Source organism: Streptomyces sp. NPDC093600 (genome assembly GCF_044764755.1).
GTDB lineage: Bacteria > Actinomycetota > Actinomycetes > Streptomycetales > Streptomycetaceae > Streptomyces.
In genome coordinates this window covers 278,745-300,369 of record NZ_JBIWIU010000001.1, presented here as the reverse complement: position 1 = coordinate 300,369, position 21,625 = coordinate 278,745, and the positions used below count along the sequence as shown (strand labels likewise).

The 21,625-nt window shown below is 72.6% G+C and carries 19 protein-coding genes and 1 pseudogene; 9 read left to right on the top strand and 11 right to left on the bottom strand.

The genetic code is table 11. The annotated features are described in order from the left end of the window. Nucleotides 1–107: 107 nt before the first annotated feature. From ACIRB4_RS01490 to ACIRB4_RS01475, 4 genes are all read left to right on the top strand, one after another. Complete coding sequence (locus ACIRB4_RS01490) at nt 108–2,351, top strand: acetate--CoA ligase family protein (RefSeq protein ID WP_403287777.1); 2,244 nt, start codon at nt 108–110, stop codon at nt 2,349–2,351. 78 nt (nt 2,352–2,429) lie between these two features. Continuing rightward, nucleotides 2,430–3,149: an enoyl-CoA hydratase/isomerase family protein gene (locus ACIRB4_RS01485; protein WP_403288637.1), complete on the top strand. Its 720-nt coding sequence runs from the start codon at nt 2,430–2,432 to the stop codon at nt 3,147–3,149. Between the two features lie 77 nt (nt 3,150–3,226). Then, nucleotides 3,227–4,366: a hypothetical protein gene (locus ACIRB4_RS01480; RefSeq protein WP_403287776.1), complete on the top strand. Its 1,140-nt coding sequence runs from the start codon at nt 3,227–3,229 to the stop codon at nt 4,364–4,366. A 76-nt stretch (nt 4,367–4,442) separates the two neighbouring features. Further along, nucleotides 4,443–5,024, top strand: a complete 582-nt coding sequence (locus ACIRB4_RS01475) for a flavin reductase family protein (RefSeq protein ID WP_403288636.1) — start codon at nt 4,443–4,445, stop codon at nt 5,022–5,024. A gap of 39 nt (nt 5,025–5,063) precedes the next feature. Here ACIRB4_RS01475 and ACIRB4_RS01470 read toward each other — a convergent pair whose 3' ends face one another. Next, nucleotides 5,064–6,359, bottom strand: a complete 1,296-nt coding sequence (locus tag ACIRB4_RS01470; protein WP_403287775.1) for an MFS transporter — start codon at nt 6,357–6,359, stop codon at nt 5,064–5,066. Between the two features lie 127 nt (nt 6,360–6,486). Further along, the gene (locus ACIRB4_RS01465) at nt 6,487–7,707 is read right to left on the bottom strand and encodes an MFS transporter (protein ID WP_403288635.1); all 1,221 of its coding nucleotides are present in this window, start codon (nt 7,705–7,707) and stop codon (nt 6,487–6,489) included. 91 nt (nt 7,708–7,798) lie between these two features. On the opposite strand from ACIRB4_RS01465, the gene ACIRB4_RS01460 reads away from it, so the two are divergent. Beyond that, on the top strand, nt 7,799–8,770 hold the full coding sequence (locus ACIRB4_RS01460) for a GlxA family transcriptional regulator (RefSeq protein WP_403287773.1): 972 nt from the start codon (nt 7,799–7,801) through the stop codon (nt 8,768–8,770). A 28-nt stretch (nt 8,771–8,798) separates the two neighbouring features. Here the strand turns inward: ACIRB4_RS01460 and ACIRB4_RS01455 are convergent, their stop codons facing one another. Continuing rightward, entirely contained in the window at nt 8,799–9,854 is a 1,056-nt protein-coding gene (locus tag ACIRB4_RS01455) for an alcohol dehydrogenase catalytic domain-containing protein (protein ID WP_403287772.1), read from the bottom strand. 86 nt (nt 9,855–9,940) lie between these two features. Then, nucleotides 9,941–10,852 (bottom strand): SDR family NAD(P)-dependent oxidoreductase, encoded by a 912-nt coding sequence (locus tag ACIRB4_RS01450; RefSeq protein WP_403287771.1) that lies wholly within the window; start codon nt 10,850–10,852, stop codon nt 9,941–9,943. A 101-nt stretch (nt 10,853–10,953) separates the two neighbouring features. Between ACIRB4_RS01450 and ACIRB4_RS01445 the strand changes: the two genes are divergently transcribed. Continuing rightward, complete coding sequence (locus ACIRB4_RS01445) at nt 10,954–11,892, top strand: cyclase family protein (RefSeq protein WP_403287770.1); 939 nt, start codon at nt 10,954–10,956, stop codon at nt 11,890–11,892. A 177-nt stretch (nt 11,893–12,069) separates the two neighbouring features. Here ACIRB4_RS01445 and ACIRB4_RS01440 read toward each other — a convergent pair whose 3' ends face one another. The 4 genes from ACIRB4_RS01440 to ACIRB4_RS01425 all read right to left on the bottom strand — a co-directional run bounded on the left by ACIRB4_RS01440 (nt 12,070) and on the right by ACIRB4_RS01425 (nt 16,165). Continuing rightward, nucleotides 12,070–12,531 carry an ATP-binding protein gene (locus ACIRB4_RS01440; RefSeq protein ID WP_403287769.1) on the bottom strand — a complete coding sequence of 154 codons (462 nt, stop codon included), beginning with the start codon at nt 12,529–12,531 and terminating at the stop codon, nt 12,070–12,072. A gap of 444 nt (nt 12,532–12,975) precedes the next feature. Next, nucleotides 12,976–13,833 carry an acyl-CoA dehydrogenase family protein gene (locus tag ACIRB4_RS01435; protein WP_403288634.1) on the bottom strand — a complete coding sequence of 286 codons (858 nt, stop codon included), beginning with the start codon at nt 13,831–13,833 and terminating at the stop codon, nt 12,976–12,978. A gap of 8 nt (nt 13,834–13,841) precedes the next feature. Beyond that, nucleotides 13,842–14,975, bottom strand: coding sequence for an acyl-CoA dehydrogenase family protein (locus tag ACIRB4_RS01430; protein ID WP_403287768.1), 1,134 nt, complete (start codon nt 14,973–14,975; stop codon nt 13,842–13,844). Continuing rightward, the gene (locus ACIRB4_RS01425) at nt 14,975–16,165 is read right to left on the bottom strand and encodes an amidohydrolase family protein (RefSeq protein WP_403287767.1); all 1,191 of its coding nucleotides are present in this window, start codon (nt 16,163–16,165) and stop codon (nt 14,975–14,977) included. Before ACIRB4_RS01425 ends, ACIRB4_RS01430 begins: the two co-directional genes overlap by 1 nt. Before the next feature lie 134 nt (nt 16,166–16,299). Here ACIRB4_RS01425 and ACIRB4_RS01420 point away from each other — a divergent pair, with 134 nt between their 5' ends. Further along, nucleotides 16,300–17,847, top strand: a complete 1,548-nt coding sequence (locus ACIRB4_RS01420) for a class I adenylate-forming enzyme family protein (protein ID WP_403287766.1) — start codon at nt 16,300–16,302, stop codon at nt 17,845–17,847. Here the strand turns inward: ACIRB4_RS01420 and ACIRB4_RS01415 are convergent. Both ACIRB4_RS01415 and ACIRB4_RS01410 read right to left on the bottom strand, forming a co-directional pair. Continuing rightward, nucleotides 17,816–18,349 carry an EF-hand domain-containing protein gene (locus ACIRB4_RS01415; protein WP_403287765.1) on the bottom strand — a complete coding sequence of 178 codons (534 nt, stop codon included), beginning with the start codon at nt 18,347–18,349 and terminating at the stop codon, nt 17,816–17,818. The two genes, ACIRB4_RS01420 and ACIRB4_RS01415, sit on opposite strands and share 32 nt — an antisense overlap. 117 nt (nt 18,350–18,466) lie before the next feature. After that, nucleotides 18,467–18,832: pseudogene (locus ACIRB4_RS01410) on the bottom strand (STAS domain-containing protein); the annotation flags it as partial. 220 nt (nt 18,833–19,052) lie between these two features. Here ACIRB4_RS01410 and ACIRB4_RS01405 point away from each other — a divergent pair. Together ACIRB4_RS01405 and ACIRB4_RS01400 are read left to right on the top strand one after the other, a co-directional pair. Then, a complete protein-coding gene (locus ACIRB4_RS01405; protein ID WP_403287764.1) occupies nt 19,053–19,634 on the top strand; it encodes a sigma-70 family RNA polymerase sigma factor in 582 nt (193 codons plus the stop codon). Further along, nucleotides 19,631–20,989 (top strand): zf-HC2 domain-containing protein, encoded by a 1,359-nt coding sequence (locus tag ACIRB4_RS01400; RefSeq protein WP_403287763.1) that lies wholly within the window; start codon nt 19,631–19,633, stop codon nt 20,987–20,989. Before ACIRB4_RS01405 ends, ACIRB4_RS01400 begins: the two co-directional genes overlap by 4 nt. Before the next feature lie 69 nt (nt 20,990–21,058). Here ACIRB4_RS01400 and ACIRB4_RS01395 read toward each other — a convergent pair whose 3' ends face one another. Then, nucleotides 21,059–21,562: an RICIN domain-containing protein gene (locus ACIRB4_RS01395; protein WP_403287762.1), complete on the bottom strand. Its 504-nt coding sequence runs from the start codon at nt 21,560–21,562 to the stop codon at nt 21,059–21,061. Nucleotides 21,563–21,625 lie beyond the last annotated feature (63 nt).

Genomic DNA, 21,625 nt, shown 5'->3' with positions numbered 1-21,625 from the left:
GCTCCGGCGGACGACGTCCTCGCTCGTTGCCGCACGACTGTTCCTGACGAAGCATCAGACTTGTAATCTGACTGTGCGTCAGGTCAGGACGAGGGACGGGCGGAACGATGCTTGGATCGACTCACGGCACCTTCACCACCGATCTCCGCGCCCGCGTGGTCGCCTGCGGAGAGCACCCGGGCACCCAGGGCACCGCCGTCCACGGCGTCACCGCTGTGGACGGCGACCAGGACGTCAGCGGCCGGCCGCTGCACGCCCCCGTGCCCGATCTCGACCGGTTCTTCCGGCCCCGGTCCGTCGCCGTCGTCGGGGCCTCCGACGCCGAGGGGCGGCCCAACACCGGGATCACCCGCCGGCTCGTCGCCTGGGCCGAGCGGGTCGGCGCCGAGCTGGTGCCCGTGCACCCGACCCGTACCACCGTCTTCGGCATCCCCTGCGTGCCGTCCGTCGGGGCGCTCGCCGCCACCCTCGCCGAGCCCGTCGACCTCGCCGTCCTGCTCGTCGCCGACCCGCTGCCCCTGATCGGGGAACTCGCCGAGGCGAAGGTGCGGTTCGCGGTCGCGTTCGCCTCCGGGTTCGCCGAGACGGGGCCGGAGGGCGCCGCCGCGCAGGAGCGGCTCGCCGAGGCGGTGCGGCGCTCCGGGATCAGGCTCCTGGGGCCGAACACCAATCTCAACGTCTTCGAGCGGTTCCGCGACGACCTCGACGGGCCGGCCATCGCGCTCATCACCCAGTCCGGGCACCAGGGCCGGCCGGTCCACACCCTCCAGGAGCTCGGCATACGGCTCTCCCACTGGGCGCCCACCGGCAACGAGGCCGATCTGGAGACCGCCGACTTCATCTCGTACTTCTCCCAGCGGCCCGAGGTCGGGGCCATCGCCTGCTACGTCGAGGGGCTCAAGGACGGGCGGGCCTTCCTCCTCGCCGCCGACCGGGCCGCGCGCAACGGGGTGCCGGTCGTGGCCGTGAAGGTCGGGCGCACCGAGACCGGGGCGCGGACGGCCGCCTCGCACACCGGCAAACTGACCGGGGCGGACCAGGTGGTCGACGCGGCCATGCGGCAGTTCGGGGTGATCCGGGTCGACGGCCTCGACGAGCTCCAGGACACCGCCGCCCTCCTCGCCCGCGCCCGTAAGCCCGTCGCCGAAGGCGTCGTCGTGTACTCCATCTCGGGGGGCACCGGCGCGCACTTCGCCGACCTGGCCACGGCCGCCGGGCTGCGGCTGCCGACCCTGTCGGAGGCCAGGCAGGCCGAGCTCCACCAGTGGATACCGGAGTATCTGCACGTGGCGAACCCCGTCGACAACGGCGGGCATCCGGTGGGCGACCGGCGCGGCCGGCAGATCATCGACGCGATCCTGGCCGACCCGGCCGTCGGCGTCCTCATCTGCCCGATCACCGGCCCGTTCCCGCCGATGAGCGACAAGCTGGCCCAGGACCTGGTGGACGCGGCCGAGACCACCGACAAGCTGGTGTGCGTGGTGTGGGGCTCGCCGGTGGGGACCGAGGCGGCCTACCGCGAGACGCTGCTCGGCTCCTCGCGCGTCGCCACCTTCCGTACGTTCTCCAACTGCATCGGGGCCGTGAAGGCCTACCTCGACCACCACCGCTTCACCACCGCCTACCGCTCCCCCTTCGACGAGGCCCCGCGCACGCCGTCCCCCTCCTTCCGCAAGGCGCGGGCGCTGCTGCGGCCGGGCCGGCAGCTGAGCGAGCACGCGGCCAAGCAGCTGCTGCGGGCGTACGGGATCCGGGTGCCGCGCGAGCAGTTGGTGACCAGCGCGGCGGCGGCGGTCCGGGCGGCCGGCCTGGTCGGCTATCCGGTGGTGATGAAGGCGTCCGGGGCGCGGCTCGCCCACAAGACCGAGCTGGGTCTGGTGAAGGTGGGGCTGACCTCGGCGAGCCAGGTCCGCGACGCGTACCGCGAGCTGACCGACATCGCCCGCTACGAAGGCGTCGACCTCGACGGCGTCCTGGTCTGCCAGATGGTCGGACGCGGGGTCGAGATGGTGGTGGGGGTGGCCCGCGACCCGCTCTTCGGGCCGACGGTCACCGTGGGCCTGGGGGGCGTCCTGGTCGAGGTCCTGCGGGACACGGCCGTACGCGTGCCGCCCTTCGGGGAGCGGCAGGCCCGGGACATGCTCGACGAGCTGCGCGGGCGGGCGCTGCTCGACGGCGTACGGGGCGCGCCGGCGGCGGACATGGACGCGCTGGTGGAGGTGGTGCTGCGGGTGCAGCGGATGGCGCTCGAACTCGACGGCGACCTGGCCGAGCTGGACATCAACCCGCTGATGGTGCTGGAGCGCGGGCAGGGTGCGGTGGCCCTGGACGCGCTCGCGGTCTGCCGCTGAGGAGGCTTCCGGGTGGACGACGTACTGCACGCCGTCGAGAACGGCGTCTCATGGATCACGCTCAACCGGCCGGAGGCGATGAACGCCGTCACCCGGGACCAGCGGGAGCGGATCATCGCGCTGCTCGGGGACGCCTCCGCCGACCCCGGCGTACGGGCGGTGGTGCTGACGGCGACCGGGCGCGGGTTCTGCGCGGGCGCCGACCTGCGCGGAACGTCCGCCGCCGGGGAGCGCGTGCCCGGTGATGTGGCGCGGACGATCCGGCTCGGGGCGCAGCGCCTGATCGGGGCCGTCCTGGACTGCGAGAAGCCGGTGATCGCGGCGGTGAACGGGACGGCGGCGGGGCTCGGGGCGCATCTGGCGTTCGCCTGTGATCTGGTGCTTGCCGCGGAGCCGGCGCGGTTCATCGAGGTGTTCGTGCGGCGGGGCCTGGTGCCCGACGGCGGCGGGGCCTATCTGCTGCCCCGGCTGGTCGGCCCGCAGCGGGCGAAGGAGCTGATGTTCTTCGGCGACGCCCTTCCGGCGGCGGACGCGCTGGCGCTGGGGCTGGTCAACCGGGTCGTCGTGGCGGAGGAGTTGGAGCAGAGCGCGCGGGAGTGGGCCGAGCGGCTGGCGCGGGGCCCGACGCGGGCGCTGGCGCTCACCAAGCAGCTGGTGAACGCCTCGCTGGACGCGGACCGGGCGTCCGCCTTCGCGGCGGAGGCGGCGGCGCAGGAGATCAACATGGCGACGCGGGACGCGAAGGAGGGCGTGGCGGCCTTCGTGGAGCGGCGGACTCCTCGGTACGAAGGCCGGTAAGGCCCGTTCCCCGCGTGCGGGCGGGCGGGCGGCGACGTAGGTTGTCCCCTCAACGTCTGTGACACGAGGGGAAGATGATGAGCGCTTTCGGTACGGATCCGGTCAGTCGACGAGGGCTCATACGGCTCGGCGGGGGCGCCGCCGCCGCGCTTGTGCTGGGCGCCGCCGCGGCCTCGCCGGCTCAGGCGCGGAGCCTGACCGGGGAAGCCGGTGCCACGGCGCTGCCCGGGTCGCTGTCCTTCGACCTCGCCGACGGATCGAACGCCGTGTTCATGCACAAGCCGGCCTGGTGCCCCACGGTGATGCAGTGCGCGGGCTACGACCACGTCAACAAGCACTGGTACGTCGCCCAGGTCATGTACAACCCGGGTGACGGCGTGTCCTACGCGACGCGCAAGCGCGAGGGCGACATAGCCATCACCAAGCTGAGCGCGGACGGTTCGACCAAGCTCGGCCGGATGTATCTGCGCGGCTTCGGGCACGCCGCCCAGATCGGCATCGAGCCGACGGCCGCCGGCTCCGCTCCGTACATCTGGATCGAGTACGACTCCGAGCCGAACGCGGCGGGCGACACCGGCTTCGGCACCAAGCTGTGCCGGATCAAGTACATGGGCCCGGCGGCCGACCAGCCGCCGCGCAGCTTCCACTGGGACAGTGCCGCGGACCGTACGGCGATGGACTTCAAGGACCGCACGCCCGACCCGCTCAAGCTGCCGGGCGCCGGGACGACGCTGTCCGCGCCGCGGCCGGTCGTCGACATGCACCACCGCCGGGTGATGGTGCGGTTCAACCGCAACGGGCAGCTGCAGTGCGCGGTCTGGGACCTGGACGCGGCGGTCGCCGCCCCGCTGGGCGCGCCGCTGCACCACTTCGCGGACCTGCCCAGGCCGGTGTACTCCTCGCAGGGGTTCTGCCTCTACGGCTCGTACATGTACATGCTGGAGGGCGGGGCGTACACCAGCGGCGGGCCGACCGACACGACGGACGTGGGCACCACGTACATCACCAAGGTCGACCTGAACACCGGCACCTCGGAGCGTGCTCTCACCCGCGCCCTGAAGAGCCTGGTCTATCGGGAGCCGGAGGGCATGAACATCATGCTCCTCCCCGACCCGGCGCGGCCCGGTGGCTATCTGCCCCGGCTGACCTTCGGCTTCGCGTCCGGGGAGTCGGGCGACCGCCGGGTGAACATCGCGTACAAGGACGCGCTGGTCTGACCGCGCGGGTTCCTCCGCACGGGTTTCCATCTGATACTCCGTCAGCTTCAATGGTGAGGTGATGGGACACGCGGGGATGGCGGCCACCGCCGTCCGATACCTCAGGTCGGCCGGGGCGGCCACGGCCGTGGAGCACGGCCCGGGGCCACGGCTCCGGGCCGTACGGGACGACGAGCGGCTGCCGGTCGACCCGGCCGAGTTCCGGCGGGTGCTCGGCCACTTCGCGAGCGGGGTCACGGTCGTGACCGCCCAGGGCCCGGAGGGACCGGCGGGCTTCGCCTGCCAGTCCTTCGCCTCGCTGTCCCTGGACCCGCCGCTGGTCGCGTTCATGGTGGCCCGTACGTCGACGACCTGGCCGCACATCGCCCGGGCCGGCGCCTTCTGCGTGAACATCCTGGGGGCGGAACAGGAGGACCTCTGCCTGGGGTTCGCGAGGAGCGGGGCCGACAAGTTCGCGGGCGTGGCGCACGCCCCGGCCCCGGTGACGGGCTCGCCACGCCTGGACGGCGCCCCGGCCTGGATCGACTGCACGATCGCCCAGGTGCACACGGGCGGGGACCATCTGATCGTGGTGGGGCGGGTGGAGGCCCTGGGGGCCGAGGCCGGGGGTGGGCCGCTGCTCTTCCACCGGGGGCGGTTCGGGCGGTTCACGCCGTAGCCGGTTGGGGCAGTTCATGCCGTGGCCGGTTAGGGCGGTTCACGCCGTGGCCGGCCGCCTCCGGATCACCAGGGCCATCAGGGCGGCCGCCGCGCACAGGCCGCCCGAGGCGTACCAGACGACGTCGTACGAGCCGAAGACGTCCCGGGCGACACCGCCCGCGAAGGCGACCACGGCCGCGCCCACCTGGTGGGAAGCGAGGACCCAGCCGAAGACGATCGCGCTGTCCTCGCCGTAGTGCTCGCGGCACAGGGCGATCGTCGGCGGGACCGTGGCGACCCAGTCGAGGCCGTAGAAGACGATGAAGAACACCATCGGCGGGTGGACCGAGGGCGCGAGCAGCAGGGGCAGGAAGAGCAGGGACACACCGCGCAGCGCGTAGTACACGGCGAGCAGGCGCCGGGACTCGAAGCGGTCGGTGAACCAGCCCGAGGCGATCGTGCCGACGACGTCGAAGACGCCGATGACGGCCAGGAGCGAGGCCGCCGCCGTGATCGGCATGCCGTGGTCGTGGGCGGCGGGCACGAAGTGGGTCTTGACCAGGCCGTTCGTGGAGGCGCCACAGATCGCGAAGGTCCCGGCGAGCAGCCAGAACGGTCCGGTGCGGGCGGCCTTGAGCAGTACGGTCACCGCCCGGCGGGCGGCGCCCGGCACCGGGGCCGGCTTCTCGGTGTACGCGCCGCCGTAGGGCGCGAGGCCGACGTCGGCCGGGTGGTCGCGCAGCAGCAGCCAGACGAAGGGGACGACCACGAGGGCGGCCAGGGAGACGGTCACCGAGGCCGGGCGCCAGCCGTGGTCCTCCACCAGCCAGGCCAGCAGCGGCAGGAAGACGAGCTGGCCGGAGGCACCGGCGGCGGTGAGGATGCCGGTCACCAGGCCGCGCCGGGCGACGAACCACCGGTTGGTCACCGTCGCGGCGAACGCCAGCGCCATCGAGCCGCTCCCGAGACCGACGAGGACGCCCCAGAACAGCACGAGCTGCCAGGCCGCCGTCATCCACACGGTCAGCAGGGAGCCTAGGGAGATCACGCTCAGCGCGACCGCGACGACCCGGCGGATGCCGAACCGGTCCATCAGCGCCGCGGCGAACGGCGCCGTCAGGCCGTACAGCGCGAGGTTCACCGAGACGGCGAAGCCGATCGTGCCCCGCGACCAGGCGAAGTCGCGGTGCAGCGGCTCGATCAGCAGTCCGGGCAGCGAGGCGAAGGCCGCTGCGCCGATGATCGTGACGAAGGTGACGGCCGCGACGAACCAGGCACGGTGCACTCGCGGGGTACGGAGGGGGGCGGGCGGCGAGGAGGTGGTGTCGGTTGTCTGGGTCACGTCACACAGCATCGTGAGCGGCGGCCGCGCGGACCACTGGCCCGGATGACAGCTTTCGCAAGGATCGGGCCATGGCGCGGGGCGGCGACGGATCGGGGGCCGGCCAGGGTCAGGACCGACCCGGGGACCGACCCGCGCCTCACACCCTCGGCAGGGTCCTGATCGGCCGTACCACCAGCAACGCCACCACCACCAGCACCGCGATCCCCGCGCCCGCCAGCAGCACCTCCTCCGTGCCCACCGCCTCGGCCACCGGCCCCGCGAGCGCGCGGCCCGCCGCCATCATCAGCAGCGAACCGGCCACGTCGTACGCGTGCATGCGGTTCAGCGCGTCCTGCGGCACATGCGTCTGGACCGAGGTCGACCACATCACCAGCCAGAACGCGAACGCCGCCCCGCCCAGGAACTGCCCCACGCCGAGGACCGCCACGGACGCGCCCGAACCGAGCAGGGCGAGGTTCACCGGGAGACCGAGCAGCGCCACCGCTCCGGCCGCCAGCGGGCGGCGCGGACGCAGCCGCAGCGCGAGCAGACCGCCGGCCGCGCTGCCCGCGCCGTGGACCGCCATCAGCACGCCGTACGCCGCCGAGCCGTGGTCCCCGGTGACGAGGGTGGCGGTCAGCGGGACCATCGGCCCGGCGACCGTCAGCCCGTACACCGTCCAGATCGCGATCACTCCCCACAGCCAGCTCCGGGCCCTGAACTCCCGCCAGCCGACTGCCATCTCGGCGCCGAGCGAGCCCCGTACCGCCGTGTCGCCGGGGACCGGGGGGATCCGCATCAGGCCGAGGCAGAGGGCGCTGACCGCGAAGGTCAGGCCGTTGGCGGCGAAGGCGGCTCCCGCGCCGGAGAGCGCGACGAGGAGGCCGGCCACGGCCGGTCCCGCCATGGTCATCAGGGACTCGACCACCCGCAGGACGGCGTTGGCGCGCTGCACGTCGGGGGCGACGCGCGGGATCGTGGAGGCGACCCCGGGCTGGAAGAGCGCGGCGCAGACGCCGCTGACGGCGGAGAGCGCGTACACGCTCCACAGGGGCGGGCCGCCGGCGGCGAAGGAGACGGCGAGGACGGCCGCGCCGGGCAACCGCAGCACGTCCGCGAGGATCATCATCCGGCGGGCGGTGAAACGGTCCGCGAGGACGCCGCCGAAGACCACGAAGAGCGCGAACGGGCCGATCCAGGCACCGAGCGCGTATCCGACGGAGGAGCCGGAGTGCCCCGCCCCGAGCAGTCCGGCGGCGAGGGCGACGGGCACCATGCCCTCGCCGAAGACGGCGGCCGCGCGGGCGGTGAAGAAGAGGCGGAAGTTGCGGTTCCAGAGGGCGGGTGCCCCGACCGGCGCGGGAATGGGCGCCCGCACCTCAGACTTGTACGAGCAGTGCTCCGATTGCTTGTCCGTCACGGACCCGACTTGTAGCAGCAACTGGTCTGGACCACCAAGGGAATTTCTTGTGCCGCATCGCGTCGTCGTCCTCGCCCTGCCCGGTCTCCTCCCCTTCGAACTGGGCATTCCCCACCGGATCTTCGGCCGCGCCAAGGACCCGGCGGGCCGTCCGCTGTACACGATCGTGACCTGCGCCCCGGTCGCCGGGCCGGTCCCCACGGACGCGGACTTCGCCATCCACGTCGACCACGGCCCGGAGGCGCTCGCCACGGCGGACACCGTCGTCGTCCCGGCCTCCTACGAACTCGGGCCGGTCTACGAGGAGGGACGGCTGACCGACGAGCTGGCCGCCGCCCTCGCGCACATCCGGCCCGGCACCCGGCTGGTCTCCATCTGCACCGGCGGGTACGTCCTGGCCGCCGCCGGATACCTCGACGGCCGGCCCGCCACCACGCACTGGGCCTCGGCCGAGCACTTCCAGCGGCTCTTCCCGAGCGTGCGGGTCGACGCGGACGTCCTGTTCGTCGACGACGGGGACGTGCTGACCTCGGCGGGCGTGGCCGCCGGGCTCGACCTCTGCCTGCACATCGTGCGCAAGGACCACGGCACGGGCGTCGCCAACGAGGTGGCCCGCAGGACCGTCGTACCGCCGCACCGGGACGGCGGCCAGGCGCAGTACATCGCGCGCCCGCTGCCGGAGCCGGGGACGGCGACCACGACGGGGGCGCGGGCGTGGGCGCTGGCGCGGCTGCACGAGCCGATCCAGCTCCGGGACCTGGCGGCCCGGGAGTCGATGAGCGTACGGACGTTCACCCGCCGCTTCCGGGAGGAGGTGGGGGTCAGCCCGGGGCAGTGGCTGACCCGGCAGCGGGTGGAACGCGCCCGGCACCTCCTGGAGTCGACGGATCTGCCGGTCGACCAGGTCGCGCGAAACGCCGGTTTCGGCACCTCGCAGTCGCTGCGCTCCCATCTCCAGGCGGCGATCGGGGTGACGCCGAGCGCCTACCGCCGGACCTTCCGCGCGGGAGCGGTGGGCTGAGCGGCGGGCGGGGTTGGGGGGCCGGGCTTTAGGCGAACGTCAGCACCCCGCGCGCGACCCGCCCCTGTTCGGCGTCCTCGACCGCCTCGGCGAAGTCCTCCACCGGGTAGGTCGCGGTGACGAGTTCGTCGAGGAGGAGCCGGCCCTGGCGGTACAGCTCGGCGTAGAGCGCGATGTCCTTCTGGGGGCGTGAGGAGCCGTAGCGGCAGCCCAGGATCGACTTGTCCAGGAACAGCGCGGCGGGCGGGAAGCTCGCCTCGGCGGTGGGGGCCGTCATGCCGAGGAGGACGGCCTGGCCGTGCCGGTCGAGCAGGTCGACGGCGGTACGGATGAGGCCGGTGTGGCCGACGCACTCGAAGACGTGGTCGGCGCCGGGGGGCAGGATGTCCCGCACGCCGGCCGCGTCGGGGAGGAAGTGGGTGGCGCCGAACCGGCGGGCGGCCTCCTCCTTGGCGGGGTTGGTGTCGACGGCGACGATGGTGAGCGCGCCGGCGATCCGGGCGCCCTGGAGGACGTTGAGCCCGACGCCGCCGGTGCCGATGACGACGACGGTCTCGCCGCGGTCGACCTTGGCCCGGTTGAGTACGGCTCCGACGCCGGTGAGGACGCCGCAGCCCATGAGGGCGGCGGAGGTGAGGGGTATGTCGGGCGGGATCCGCACGGCCTGGACGGCCTTGACGACGGTCCGTTCGGCGAAGGAGGAGTTCGAGGCGAACTGGAAGAGGCGCTGCCCGCCGGGCCGGGAGAAGGGCTGCCCGGGCCGGCCGATCGCCTTGCGGCACATGGTGGGGCGGCCGCGGTCGCAGTCGGGGCAGGCGCCGCAGTTGGCGAGCGTGGAGAGGGCGACGTGGTCGCCGGGGGCGACATGGGTGACGCCGGGGCCGACGGCTTCGACGACGCCGGCGCCTTCGTGGCCGAGGACGACGGGGGCGGGGAAGGGGATGGTGCCGTCGACGACGGCGAGATCGCTGTGACAGAGCCCGGCGGCGCGTACGGCGACGGCGACTTCCCCGGGCCCGGGCTCCCGCACGACGAGGTCGTGCACGACCTGGACGTCCTTGCCGTCGAACACGACTCCACGCATGTACGTCTCCCTCGTCTCGGGGGCCAGGCGCCTGCCTCACCCCGCCTACCGGTTGTGGGCGGCGGGGCACGGCCCCCCGCGCACCCCTACGCGTTCGGGCGGGCCCCCTTCGCCGCCGCCCTCGCCAGCTCCTCCACGCGCGCCAGCATCGGCATCGGGTCCACCCCCACCGTCCCCGGCAGGAAGTCCGCGATCCGTTCCGGGGTCCAGGAACCCTCCGCGTACCCCGCCCGCAGCTCCCTCGGCTGTGCCCACACCGCGATCTTGGGGCCCGCGATCGTGTACACCTGGCCGGTGATCCTCTCCGCCCGCGCCCGCTCCGAAAGGAGGTAGACGACGAGCGCCGCCACGTCCTCCGGCTCCCCGATCTCCTTCAGCTCCATGGGGACGTTCGCCGACATCCGGGTCCGTGCCACCGGCGCGACCGCGTTCGCCGTGACCCCGTACTTGTGCAGGCCGAGCGCGGCCGAGCGCACCAGCGAGATGATGCCGCCCTTCGCCGCCGCGTAGTTGGCCTGGGCCACCGAGCCCTGGTGGTTGCCGCTGGTGAAGCCGATCAGCGTCCCGGCCCCCTGCCGGCGCATCACCGCCGAGGCCGCCCGGAAGACGGTGAAGGTGCCCTTCAGATGGGTGGCCACGACGGGGTCCCACTCCTCCTCGGACATGTTGAAGAGCATCCGCTCGCGCAGGATCCCGGCCACACACACGACCCCGTCGATCCGCCCGTACTCCGCGAGGGCCACGTCCACCACCCGCTGTCCGCCCGCCATCGTCGCGATGTCGTCGGCGACCGCGACCGCCGAGCCGCCCGCCGCCTCGATCTCCTTGACGACGGAGCGCGCTATCTCCGATGTCGGCTCCTCTCCCTCGATGGAGACGCCGTAGTCGTTGACGACGACCTTCGCGCCCTCCGCCGCGCACGCGAACGCGACCGCCCGGCCGATGCCCCGCCCCGCGCCCGTCACGGCGACGACCTTGCCTGCCAAGAAGTTCCCCACGCCCGGCCCCTTCCCGCACTTTCTGACGGTCCGTTAGATTCACCGCAGATCCGAATTCTACGACCCGTCAGATACCGGAGAACAAGACCCCGGAGGCCCCGATGTCACTTCCCTCCTCCCTCCCGCCGGAGTTCCACGACATCGCCAAGCGCGTGAACAACTGGGGGCGTTGGGGCCGGGACGACGAGATAGGCACCCTCAATCTGATCACCGACGAGGTGGTACGGGAGGCGGTACGGACCGTCGTCTCCGGGCAGCGCGTCCCGCTCGCCCTCGATCTGAAGCAGGACGGCGTCCAGACCGGCATGATCCCCGGCCGGGTCAACCCGCTGCACGTCATGGTGCAGGTCAACCAGGAGCTCTTCGGCCCGGGTACGGTCGCCACCAGCGACGACGCCGTGACCTTCGGGCTCCAGGCGGCCACCCACTGGGACGCGCTCACCCATGTCTCGCACTCGGGCAGGATCTACAACGGCCGCCCGGCCGCCACGATCACCCCGCACGGCCGCTCCGAGTTCAGCGGCATCCACACCGCCCGCCACATCGTCAGCCGGGGCGTGCTGCTGGACGTGGCCGCCGCGAAGGGGCTCGACCGGCTGCCCGGCGACCATGCCGTGACCCCCGAGGACCTGGACGAGGCGGCGGAGTTCGGCCGGGTGACCGTACGGACCGGCGACATCGTTCTCGTACGGACGGGGCAGGTGCGGCAGTACCTCGCCGGCGACAAGCACGCGTACGCGTTCCCCTCCCCCGGGCTCTCGATCCGCACGCCCGAGTGGTTCCACGCCCGCGAGGTCGCCGCCGTCGCCAACGACACGCTCACCTTCGAGATCTTCCCGCCGGAGGTCGAGAACCTCTGGCTGCCCGTGCACGCGCTCGACCTCGTCGAGATGGGGATGCTCCAGGGCCAGAACTGGAATCTGGAGAATCTGTCCACAGCCTGTGGACAGCGCGAGCGGTACGCCTTCCTGCTCTCCGCGATGCCCGAACCGTTCGTCGGCGGCACGGGCACACCGGTGGCCCCGGTCGCGATCCTCTGAACGAGCGCGGTGGCTTCGCGGGTGGCGGCGCGCTCGCGCGCGCCCCGAGCACGGCACGAGGACCGCCACCCCGCCACGACCCGTACTCGCCGAGGGGTTCACACCCTCGACTCCCCTCGCGACGAATCGCTTACCCCAGGGTGAACAAATCGGCACGAACCGTCAACAGCGCGCCGCTCAAGCCGAAACGGAAACGGACGCCGAGGGGGGCGAGACCACCGGCGGCGGCGCCATCGGCGCCCCCCGGTCCACCTCGCACCAGATGCTCTTGCCGATGCCCTCGTGCTGCCAGCCCCACCGGTCGGCGAGGCCGTCCACCAGCTCCAGGCCGCGCCCGTTGGTGTCCTCGCCCTCGGCGTGGCGCGGACGCGGCGGCCGGTCGCTCCGGTCGGCGACCTCGACCCGCACCGTCCCGGCCTCCGGGACGCCCGCGCCGAACAGCATCCGCAGCACGGCCGGACAGCCGGTGTGCACCACGGCGTTGGTCACGAGCTCGGAGATGAGCAGCACCAGCGTCTCGGCCAGTGGCTCGTCATCCTCTATGCCCGATCCCGCGAGCCTCGAACGGGCCCATCGCCGGGCTCGTCCCACCTCTGCCGGGTCGGGCCCGACCTCCAACTGAACCTGAAGCACCTGCACCGCTCACACCATCCGAACCGGCGGACACATCGCCTCGCGCCTCACAGCCATCGACGCCCTTACGGAACGTGAATTCCTTGCGAGACAGCATGGTTGACGTACAGTCACCGCAACAAGCGCTTCAGGCATATTCCAGCGCGAAGGAGTACGCATGGTCCATACTGTGCGACGCACGCTGCGGGTAGTCGAACAAGGGCGCGTACAGCGCCTCCACGGGGCGCGAGCGGCGGGCATTCCCCGCGCCGGAGCCGCCGCACGGGCAACACCGGGACGAACCGGGCTCTCAACCACTCGCATCCCACGGAGGGTACCGGAGCAGGGCCCCGACTCCGGGCCGTGACGGCCATCCCGAAGGACACAACCCGATATCGACGCTCCGTGAGCGCCGGAGGCGCGCCGGGGGCGCAACAGTGGCGCGAGGGTGGCGCGGTGGCGGCCCAGCCCCTACAGGGCGGCCGCCTCCACCTCCTCCAGGCGGGCCCTGGGCAGCCACCGCTCGGCCCGCACCCAGGCCCGCTTCAGGTGCAGATGGACGTCGGACTCCCAGGTGAAGCCCATACCGCCGTGCACCTGGAGGCAGTCCCGGGCGCAGTCGACGGCCGCCTCGTCGGCGAGGAGTTTGGCCCCGGCGATCTCGACGGGGTCGCCAGTCACGGAGGCGGCGTAGACGGCGGCGCGGGCGACCTCCGTTCGTACGAGCATCCGCGCGCACAGATGCTTGACGGCCTGGAACGCCCCGATCGGCTGCCCGAACTGCTCGCGCGTCCGGGCGTACCGCACGGCCGCGTCGGTGCTCCACGTGGCACTCCCGAGCTGCTCGGCGGCGGTGAGCAGACCCACCGCCGCCGCCGCGCCCACGGGCGACGGCAGCCGGTGCAGGGGCGTCAGCGGATCCACCGACCGCACCGGCACGGCGCCCGTCACGTCCCCTCGCACCACGTCCGCCTCCTCCAGCCACTCGACGAGCGCCCCGTCGGGAGCCGTCACGACCACCTCCCCCTCCGCAGCCCCGTCCACCTCGCCCGCCGCCAGGAACGTCGCGATCAGCGGACCCGGCAGCAGCGCTCTGCCCGCCTCCTCGAAGACGAGCACCGCCTCCGGCAGACCGAGGCCGACGCCGCCCGCCTGCTCCGGGAGCCGCAGGGCGAAGAATCCGGCCGCGCCGAGTTCCCGCCACAGCCCGCGGTCCAGTGCGCCGCCGTCGACGGCGGCCCGGAGCGCGTCGCGGTCGAAGCGGCGCTCCAGGAGCGACCGTACGCCCTTCTTGAGGGCCCGTTGATCGTCGGTGAGCCGGAAGTCCATGGGAGGGTTCACCGCCCCTTCGGCAGGCCGAGGATCCGCTCGGCGACGATGTCGTGCTGGATCTGGGAGGTGCCGGCGGCGATCGTGTACGAGAGCGAGGACAGCCGGTCCGGGTTCCATGCGCGCCCCAGGTCGAGGGCGTCGGGGCCGAGGACGGCGGCGGCCGTGTCGTACAGCTCCTGGCGGGCGTGGGAGTAGCGCAGCTTGAAGACGGAGCCGCCGGCCCCGGGCGCGCCGCCCGTCGCCTCCGCCTCGCTGACGTTCCACTGGGTGAGCCGCCACAGCGCCCGGAACTCCGCGCCCAGCCGTCCGAGCGCACGCCGGATCGCCGGGTCGTCCCAGGTGCCGCTGGAGCGTGCCTCGCGGGCGAGTTCGCCGAGGAGGCGGCGGCAGGCGACGACCTCGCCGACGAAGGCGGTACCGCGTTCGAAGGAGAGCGTCACCATCGTCACGCGCCAGCCGTCGTTCTCCTCCCCCACCCGGTTGGCGACCGGCACCCGGACCTCGTCGAGGAACACCTCCGCGAACTCCGTCGACCCGGCGAGCGTCCGCAGCGGCCGTACGGTGATCCCGGGCGCGTCCATCGGCATCGCGAGCCAGGTGATCCCCCGGTGCTTCGGGCTGGACGCGTCCGTCCGTACGAGGAGTTCGCACCAGTCGGCGACCTCGGCGTGCGAGGTCCATGTCTTGGAGCCGGAGACCACGTAGTGGTCGCCGTCCCGGACCGCCCTGGTGCGCAGCGAGGCGAGGTCGGAGCCGGCGTCCGGCTCGCTGAAGCCCTGGCACCACACCTCGTCGCCGCGCAGCACGGGCGGCAGCCAGCGGGCGCGCTGCTCCACGGTCCCCTCGGCGGCGATCGTGGGACCGGCGTGCAGCAGTCCGACGAAGTTGGCGCCGACGTAGGGGGCCCCGGCCCGCTCCGTCTCCTCCAGGAAGATCAGCCGCCGGGTCGGGGAGGCGTCCCAGTGCACGTCGGCGTACCCGGCGTCGTACAGCGTCCGCTGCCAGCCGCAGTCGTACGCGCGCCGGCCCGGCCAGTCCAGCGGGTCGGGCCTCGGTGGCAGCTTCGGCAGGGCGGTGGCGAGCCACTCCCGCAGCCGCGCGCGGAACTCCTCCTCCTCGGCGGTGTACGTGAGGTCCATCAGACGAGATCCAGGCCCAGCATCCGGATGGCGTTGCCGCGCATGAGCTTGTACACGGTCTCGTCGTCGAGCCCTTCGACGTGGTCGAGGGCGACGTCCTTGGTGCGCGGGAAGGTCGAGTCGACGTGCGGGTAGTCGGTCTCGAAGGTGGCGTTGTCCCGGCCGACCACGTCGAGCGAGGCGATGCCGTGCTTGTCGCGGAAGAAGCAGCAGAAGATCTGCCGGTAGTAGTACGTGGACGGCGGCTCGGGGATCAGGTCGCGGACGCCGCCCCAGGCGCGGTGCTCCTCCCACACGTCGTCGGCGCGTTCGAGGGCGTACGGGATCCAGCCCATCTGGCCCTCGCTGTAGGCGAGCTTCAGCGCCGGGAACTTCACGAGCACGCCGCTGAAGAGGAAGTCCATCATCGAGGCCATGGCGTTGTTGAAGCTGAGCGACGCCTGGACGGCGGGCGGGGCGTCGGGGGAGGCGGCGGGCATCTGCGAGGACGACCCGATGTGCATGTTGACGACGGTGCCGGTCTCCTGGCAGACGGCGAAGAAGGGGTCCCAGTAGCCGGAGTGGATCGACGGCAGCCCGAGGTGGGTGGGGATCTCGGAGAAGGTGACGGCCCTGACTCCTCGGGCGGCGTTGCGCCGGATCTCCGCGACGGCCAGGTCGATGTCCCAGAGCGGGATGAGGCAGAGCGGGACGAGCCGGCCGCCGCTGTCGCCGCACCACTCCTCGACCATCCAGTCGTTGTAGGCGCGGACGCAGGCGAGGGCGACCTCCTTGTCGTGCGCCTCGGCGAAGGTCTGACCGCAGAAGCGCGGGAAGGTGGGGAAGCAGAGGGACGCCTCGACGTGGTTGAGGTCCATGTCCTTCAGACGCTCGGCGGGGTCCCAGCAGCCGGGGCGCATCTCGGCGCGGGTGATGCCCTCCAGGGTCATGTCGTCGCGGTCGAAGCCGACCGCGGCGATGTTGCGCTTGTACGGGAACTTCAGGTCCTCGTAGATCCACCAGTCGGCCGGCGGGCCGTCGGGGTCCATCGTGATCTCGTACTTCCCGCCGACATAGGCGAGCTGTCCGATCCCGGCGGTCAGGGGCTTCGGTCCGCGGTCGCGGTACTTGGCGGGGAGCCAGGTCTCGAAGAGGTGAGCGGGCTCGATCACGTGGTCGTCGACGCTGATGATGCGGGGCAGTTCGGTCATGAACCCACTCCCATTTCTGATGACCCGTCAGATTGCGATCGGATCTCAGGCTAGCCCCGCGCCTCTGGACCGACAAGGACCGGCCCTCTACGCTCTCCGCACGATCTGACATACCGTCAGCTAGGGGAGTCGTCGTGACCGACACCGCACACGCCCTGGGCGAGTCCCGCACCCTCTGGGAGCTCCTCGACCGCCGCGCCGCCCTCACCCCCGGCCGGCCCGTCCTCCTCCAGGGCGACCGGACCCTCACCTTCGGCGAGCTGCGCGACCGCGCCGAGCGCTGCGCCGCCGGCCTGTACGGGAGGGGCGTCCGGCCCGGCACCGTCGTCGCCTGGCAGCTGCCCACCCGGATCGAGACCGCGGTGCTGACCTTCGCCCTGGCCCGCCTGGGGGCCGTCCAGTCACCGGTCATCCCCTTCTACCGGGACCGCGAGGTCGGCTTCGCGCTGAGCGCGTCCCGGGCGGAGTTCTTCGCCGTACCCGGCGTGTGGCGCGGCTTCGACCACACGGAGATGGCACGGCGGCTCGGGGCGCGCGGTGTCTTCGAGGCGTACGACTCCCTGCCCGACGGCGACCCCGCCGTCCTGCCGCCCCCGCCCGCGTCGGGGACGGACGTGCGCTGGATCTACTGGACCTCGGGCACCACCTCCGACCCCAAGGGCGTCCTGCACACCGACCGCTCCCTGATCGCGGGCGGCTCCTGCCTCGCGCACGCGCTGCGGCCGACCGGCGACGACGTGGGCTCCATCGCCTTCCCGTACGCGCACATCGGCGGCCCCGACTACACCGTGATGCTGCTGCTGTACGGCTTCCCGGCGGTCCTGTTCGAGCATTTCGCGCTGCCGGACGCGCTGGAGGAGTACCGCCGGCACGGGGTGACCGTGGCCGGCGGCTCCACCGCCTTCTACTCCATGTTCCTGGCCGAGCAGCGCAAGCAACCCGGCGAGCCGATCATCCCGACCCTCCGGCTCCTGGCGGGCGGCGGAGCACCCAAGCCGCCGGAGCTGCACCACGCGGTGGTGCGGGAGCTCGGCTGCCGGCTCACCCACGGCTACGGCATGACCGAGGTCCCCATGATCACGATGGGGTCGCCGGACGACACCGCGGAGAACCTGGCGACGACGGAGGGCCGGCCACCGGCGGGCATGGAGATACGGATCACGGAGGGAGGCGAGGTGCGCCTGCGCGGCGAGGCGGTCTGCCAGGGCTATCTCGACCCGGCGCAGACGGCGGCCGCCTTCGACGAGGACGGCTTCCTGATCACCGGCGACCTCGGGCACCTGACCGCGAGCGGGCACCTGGTGCTCACCGGCCGGCTCAAGGACGTCATCATCCGCAAGGGCGAGAACATCTCCGCGAAGGAGATCGAGGACCTTCTCCACCGGCATCCGGAGGTCGGCGACGTGGCCGTCATCGGCCTCCCGGACCCCGAACGCGGCGAGCGGGTGTGCGCGGTCGTCGAACAGCCACCGGGGGCCCGGCCGCTGGCCCTCGCGACGCTGACGGACTTCCTGCGCGCCGAGGGCCTCTCCGTGCACAAGCTGCCGGAACAACTGGAGCTGGTGGAGGCCCTGCCGCGCAACGAGACCCTGCGCAAGGTCCTGAAGTACCGACTACGGGAGCGGTACGGCGCCCAGGGCTTTCGGAGCCCTAGGAGGCGTCCGGCCGGTCCTCGGTCATGAAGTAGCGGGCGAACGCGGACACGGCCGCCTCCTCCTCGACCCGTCCCGCGTCGTCGGTCGACAGCGACCGGGCGCTGAGCGCCGCCGCCTCCGGGGCGATGCCGAGCGCGCGCAGCGCGCGCTCCACCTCGGCCGGGGTGGGGGCGAGGACCAGCAGGGCGCGCAGGAAGGGGCGGGCGATCTCGGCGAAGCGGTCAGGGTGGTCGTGCAGCCGCTTGATCGCGCCGCCGACGAACTCCTGCTGGCTCACCCGCTGGTCCCCGTCGACGTCCGCGATCCCCGCCATGCCCTGCCAGAACGCCTCGGCGCCGGTGACCAGCGCTTGGCCCTTGTCGGAGCGGAAGGACGTGTCGAACTCCGTGAGGAGCCGTTTCGCCGCCGTACTGAAGTCCTCGCGCGAGATGGTCCCGTCACCGTCCTGATCGAACGCGGCGAAGCGGGAGGCGATCCGGCGCTGGTGGAGATGCTGCACAGGTTGCTGCTCGGGTTCCATGGGCTGCATGTGCGGACCTTACGACGGGGTGGGCCGCTATGCCGAGAGGGGCGGCGCGGCCAGCCGCCGTGACGGGGAGGACTGTTCGGGCACGGAGGCGGTCTGTCCGGCGAGGGAGTCCACGGGGAGGGGGCGCGCCCGCTCGTCGACCGCGTCGGCGGCGTCCGCGTACACATCGAAGAGGCGCCGGACGCCGAGCGCTGCCATGACCCGGTTGACGTGCGAGCCTTCCAGCTCACCGCGCGCGGGGAGCACCATGCGCAGCCGGCCGCCGCAGGAACGCATCAGCCGGCGGGAGGCGATCAGCACACCCACCCCGCTGGAGTCGCAGAACAGCACGCCGGACAGGTCCAGGACGACGTGGTGCCGCCCACCCGCGACGGCGTCATGCACATGTCTGCGGACCTGCGGCGAGGTGACCAGGTCCAGTTCGCCCTGGACGCGCAGCACGGTCCACGGGCCTTGCTCGTCTTCGTCGACATGGAGCGTCACGCATCGCGCCCTTCAAGCGGAGGCAGGCCTTCCTATCCCCTCCCGCTGCCCTGCCTCGACGCCCCGAAACCCCTTGGTCCCGGCTTGACGGTTTCCTTACCATCCCAGCCCCGCCAGGGGGCGCACTTGCCGCAAAGGGGGGTGCACAACGGCGCAGCCCATTACTTTGGACGGTGAACTCGGGTCGGGAGGGCAGCCGAAGAGCTCCGGAGGGCTTCGTATGGCGAAGGACACACCACCGCGCTGGGACCGCAGGATGCAGCAGCGGCTGGCGCGCGGTGAGGCGGCCGCGCTCGGAGAGCTGTACGACCGGTTCGCCTCCCTGGTGCACAGCCTCGCCCACCGGGTGCTCGACGACGACGCGGCCGCCGACCAGGTCACCCGCGAGGTCTTCGGCTACATCTGGGAGAACCCCGACGCGTACGACCCCAGGCAGGGCAACATGCGCTCCTGGGTGGCCAAGCTGACCCAGCGGCAGGCCGTGCACCGGCTGCGGCAGACGGAGGCGACGGCGTACGCGGAGACGGGCGAGGGTTCGGCGGAGGAGCTGGAACAGAAGGTGCGGCGGGCCTCGGTCGCGGCCCGCGCGGACTACATCGTCACGTCGATGCCGGCTCCCTTGCGCGCCGCGCTGGAACTGGCCTATTTCCAGCGGCGCGACTACCGCCAGACGGCCGCCGACCTCGGGGTCACGGAGGACGAGGCGCGGCGCCGGCTGCGGCTGGGCCTGCAGCTGCTGTCGACGGCTAACACCCGCCCGCTGGAGGGGTCCTCGCCGCCCGGTTACGGACGCTCGCTGTGAACGGGGCGAACGACGACCCGGACGAGGTCGCACGCGCTCCACGGATACCGGGCCCGCGGTGGGCGGCGGACGACCACGCGGACCTGTCGGGCGCGGTACGGACGGGGCCGGAGGCGGACGTACGGCCGGAGGCCGAGGCCGTGGTCGAGCCGGTGACCGAGGCGGGACCCGACACCGAGGCCGAGCCGGTGACCGAGGCCGTCGCGCCCCCGCCTCCGCCCCCTCCACCACCGCCGCCGTCCCCGCCGCCGTCCCTGCTGACGCACGCCGTGCTCAAGTCCCTCCTCGGGGCGTGGGCGCTGTCCGCGTGTTCGGCGGAGGAGACCCAGGCCGTGGAGGAGCACCTGACCGAGTGCGCCCCGTGCGCGGACGAGGCGCTGCGCCTGCGTGACGCGGTCGGCCTGCTGCACGCCGAGCGGGACCTGGACCTCGATCCGCTGCTGCGCTCCCGGGTCCTGGAGAACTGCCTCGGCCGCCGCCCCGCCCGTATCCCGGTGCCCGTCTGGGCGACTCCGTACGACGCGGAGTCGGCCCGGCTGGACGCGCTGCTTCGGGACATCGGTGAATCGGAGTGGCACGCTCCGGTGCGCCTGAAGTGGTTCGAGGGCGACGGCCCGGTGAGCCGCAGGACGACCGTGGCCGGAGTGATCGGACATCTGCTGACCGTGGACGGCCTGGTGTCGACGGCGCTGGGCCTGGACGACCCGCTGGGCGTGGCAGGCCGGGATCTGACGCCGACGGAGCGCACGGAGGCGTACTGGCGGGGCGCGTACCACCCGCCGACGCGCCGGATCCGCGAGCCGTGGCGGGAGCAGACGCACACCCTGATCCGCACGGTGTCGTTCGCGGGCCGGGGCGTCGCGGACCTGACGGTGACGTACGGGGATTTCGCGCTGCCCCTGCGGGACTCGCTGCTGGAGCGGGCCTTCGAGTGCTGGGTGCACGCGGACGACATCGCGAACGCGGTGGACTATCCGTACGAGCCGCCCAGCGGGGCGCATCTGCACGGCATGATCGACCTGGCGGCCCGGCTGCTTCCGGCGGCCCTGGCCGACCGCCGCCGCTCGGGCCTGGCCGGACCGCCCCGCCATCTGGTGGCGGCGGGCGCTCCGGGCCGCTCGCTCCATCTGGAGGTCGAGGGAGCGGGCGGCGGCCACTGGTACATCGCCCTGGACTCCCCGGCGGCCGTCGGCTCACCGGACCACGCGGTGGCACAGGTGGCGATGGACGGCGTCGAGTTCTGCCAGCTCGTGGCGGGCCACGTCCCTCCGGAAGAGGCGGCGGCGGGCCAGGACGGCGACCGGGAGGCGATCCGCGACGTCCTGTTCGCCGCCGCCAACCTGAGCCGCCTCTAGGTGGTGTCCGGCAGAACGCTCGATGTCACGGTGCCCGAGGTCCCGCGTCGGGCACCGTGACATCGTGCGTCAGCGGATGTACCAGTTCTGGTCGGCGTAGTCCTCGCAGTCGTACTGGAACACCCGGCTGCCGTAGTCGTAGCCCTGCACGACCAGGCACTTGCGGCTGTTGAGGTTCCGCAACTTGAAGGTGTCTTCCGTGACGGCGATCTTCTGCCACAGCTGGTCGCGCCACTCGCCGCAGTCGTACTGCATGGCCGCGTTGCCGTTCTCCATGCCCTGGACGACCAGGCACTTGCCGCTGTTGACGTTCTTGAGGCGGTAGCCGCCGGGGTGCTCGACATAGGTCTCGTCGAGCACCCACTTCTGATCGGCCCAGTCGCCGCACTCGTACTGCACGGCGGTGTTTCCGTTCTCCAAGCCCTGGACCAGCAGGCACTGCCCGCTGTTGGCGTTCCTGACACCGAACGCCGGCTCCTCCGCGGCGGAGGCGCCTCCGGAGGCCCCGACGACGGTCGTGGCCGCCAGCGCGGCGGTGGCCAGGGCGGAACCTATGGTGCGCGTTCCAATCATGTGGTCCCCCTCAGGTATAAGCGATCTTGAGGGGAACGATAGCGCCGCCGAGGGCAGGGCGAG

Excerpts from the sequence above, each read along its gene's own strand:
- ACIRB4_RS01490 (WP_403287777.1), top strand. The coding sequence starts at position 108 with ATGCTTGGATCGACTCACGGCACCTTCACCACCGATCTCCGCGCCCGC.
- ACIRB4_RS01425 (WP_403287767.1), bottom strand. The coding sequence starts at position 16,165 with ATGACCGAACTGCCCCGCATCATCAGCGTCGACGACCACGTGATCGAG.
- ACIRB4_RS01445 (WP_403287770.1), top strand. The coding sequence starts at position 10,954 with ATGTCACTTCCCTCCTCCCTCCCGCCGGAGTTCCACGACATCGCCAAG.
- ACIRB4_RS01415 (WP_403287765.1), bottom strand. The coding sequence starts at position 18,349 with ATGCAGCCCATGGAACCCGAGCAGCAACCTGTGCAGCATCTCCACCAG.
- ACIRB4_RS01485 (WP_403288637.1), top strand. The coding sequence starts at position 2,430 with ATGAACGCCGTCACCCGGGACCAGCGGGAGCGGATCATCGCGCTGCTC.
- ACIRB4_RS01435 (WP_403288634.1), bottom strand. The coding sequence starts at position 13,833 with ATGGACTTCCGGCTCACCGACGATCAACGGGCCCTCAAGAAGGGCGTA.
- ACIRB4_RS01475 (WP_403288636.1), top strand. The coding sequence starts at position 4,443 with ATGGCGGCCACCGCCGTCCGATACCTCAGGTCGGCCGGGGCGGCCACG.
- ACIRB4_RS01470 (WP_403287775.1), bottom strand. The coding sequence starts at position 6,359 with ATGCTGTGTGACGTGACCCAGACAACCGACACCACCTCCTCGCCGCCC.
- ACIRB4_RS01405 (WP_403287764.1), top strand. The coding sequence starts at position 19,053 with ATGGCGAAGGACACACCACCGCGCTGGGACCGCAGGATGCAGCAGCGG.
- ACIRB4_RS01430 (WP_403287768.1), bottom strand. The coding sequence starts at position 14,975 with ATGGACCTCACGTACACCGCCGAGGAGGAGGAGTTCCGCGCGCGGCTG.
- ACIRB4_RS01395 (WP_403287762.1), bottom strand. The coding sequence starts at position 21,562 with ATGATTGGAACGCGCACCATAGGTTCCGCCCTGGCCACCGCCGCGCTG.
- ACIRB4_RS01480 (WP_403287776.1), top strand. The coding sequence starts at position 3,227 with ATGAGCGCTTTCGGTACGGATCCGGTCAGTCGACGAGGGCTCATACGG.
- ACIRB4_RS01455 (WP_403287772.1), bottom strand. The coding sequence starts at position 9,854 with ATGCGTGGAGTCGTGTTCGACGGCAAGGACGTCCAGGTCGTGCACGAC.